At 36.7% G+C, this 1536-nt stretch carries 2 protein-coding genes; both read right to left on the bottom strand.

The window, feature by feature from the left end; translation table 11 throughout:
* Window positions 1–157: 157 nt before the first annotated feature.
* Window positions 158–772 carry a DUF8309 domain-containing protein gene (locus OO184_RS24850; RefSeq protein ID WP_503692334.1) on the bottom strand — a complete coding sequence of 205 codons (615 nt, stop codon included), beginning with the start codon at window positions 770–772 and terminating at the stop codon, window positions 158–160.
* Window positions 773–788: 16 nt separating this feature from the next.
* A complete protein-coding gene (locus OO184_RS24845; protein ID WP_265381443.1) occupies window positions 789–1079 on the bottom strand; it encodes a hypothetical protein in 291 nt (96 codons plus the stop codon).
* Between the last annotated feature and the right edge of the window lie 457 nt (window positions 1080–1536).

Below are 1536 nucleotides of genomic sequence, written 5' to 3'. Positions count from 1 at the left end.
GTATTTCGTAATAGAGAAAAGTGTATTATAAGCGATAGATATTGAAGAGGCTGGCCAATATCTATACACTCCAATTCTCACAGATCCAGCATTAGTATGTGTTAAAGTAAGGAATGAAAAGTCCTGAAAGATAATAAGGATATTTCTGGCCTTAACGTTATCGAAAAGGTACAGGCAAACGACTGGTTAATGGTCTCAGCTGCTCTCTGTCATCCCATAACCCTGGAAACACTTCAAATTTCAGGTCGTCACGGTTAATGCCCGAATCAAAATAACGACACAAACGTTCACTCAGCTCTTCATGTGCCCACATATTAGTCAACTCATATTTTTCAATAAGTTCTCGATCTTCCAGTAACGATAAGTCTTCTTTTAACACAGGCGCAAATGTGGTGCCAATATTACCTTTTGGGCCGATATCAATCAGTTTACCACCCATAAATAAGAAACTCTGTTCATCTCCAAGATAATGATCGATATCCATTGAGGAATAAGCTTTTATCCAGTAATTATCATAAGGTTGGGTGTTGGGAATAACCGATTTATCCTTGATTTTATCTTGTACTAGGAACTTACTGACAGTGTTGACAACAAAAACTCGAAACAAGATATTAACCTCGTTAAGGTCAATATCTTTCCATATACCATCCGTATTACTGATATCATAAAAGCGCATTTCTGCCCGATTTAACATTTGTCCGATGGTATAAAGGTTATTTCGTAGTTTGATATTCACCAAGTGGTCGGGTTTCCAAATAATTTTTTTAGCCATATTATTTAAACAACCATCAACAATGGTCGCCTTTCCGTTCATTTTTCCTATTATTCAAATAATTACCTGCTGCATTAAGGTAATCCGTCCGGTTGACATTACCAATACCAACTGGATTCCGTCTATTAGCCGTACCACTTAATCCCCCCAATTGTTCAAAACGCATCTGTTCTAATCCCCTGGCGATATTTTTACCTGCTTGCCCATAACCTTCAAAGATAACTCTAGGTGGTTCTCCGTTAAAGCGTTCAAAATTACTGCTATACCGATATTTAATAACATCAGTACCTACTTGTCGACCTTTCATACTGGCATACCCCACATATGGTTTGCCTGTAGCAGCATCCATACCTTGATAGGTAATATGAGTGGTAGTGATCAGATTAGCCTTACGGATAAACCCACTTCACTGAGTTGGACGCGCTCTGGTAGCTTAATAAAGCTAAGCATTATTAGCCTTCCAATTTCCAAAGTGTAACTTCATATTTCTGTATCCAGTGATGTTATAGACGATGAAGGCATAATAAAAAGGTTATAACAGGGAGGTTAATGTGTTCTATTAATTTTGGTGGCTGGTATCTTTTAGTGTGAAAAATGTGGCATTGTTGAACAAAACAACACTATAAGTTCATCCTTAAAACTAATTTTATTAAATAAAAGCATTGGCACACATCAATATCTAAAACATAGTTATAGTGTTAGAGGAGCTTGTTGCTAGAGCCATTATTCGTAATGCATTCTTCATCAAAGGAATATTTTCATAA

The sequence above is a fragment of the Photorhabdus aballayi genome (assembly GCF_026153155.1).
GTDB lineage: Bacteria > Pseudomonadota > Gammaproteobacteria > Enterobacterales > Enterobacteriaceae > Photorhabdus > Photorhabdus luminescens.
This window is presented reverse-complemented; position numbering and strand designations above follow the sequence as displayed.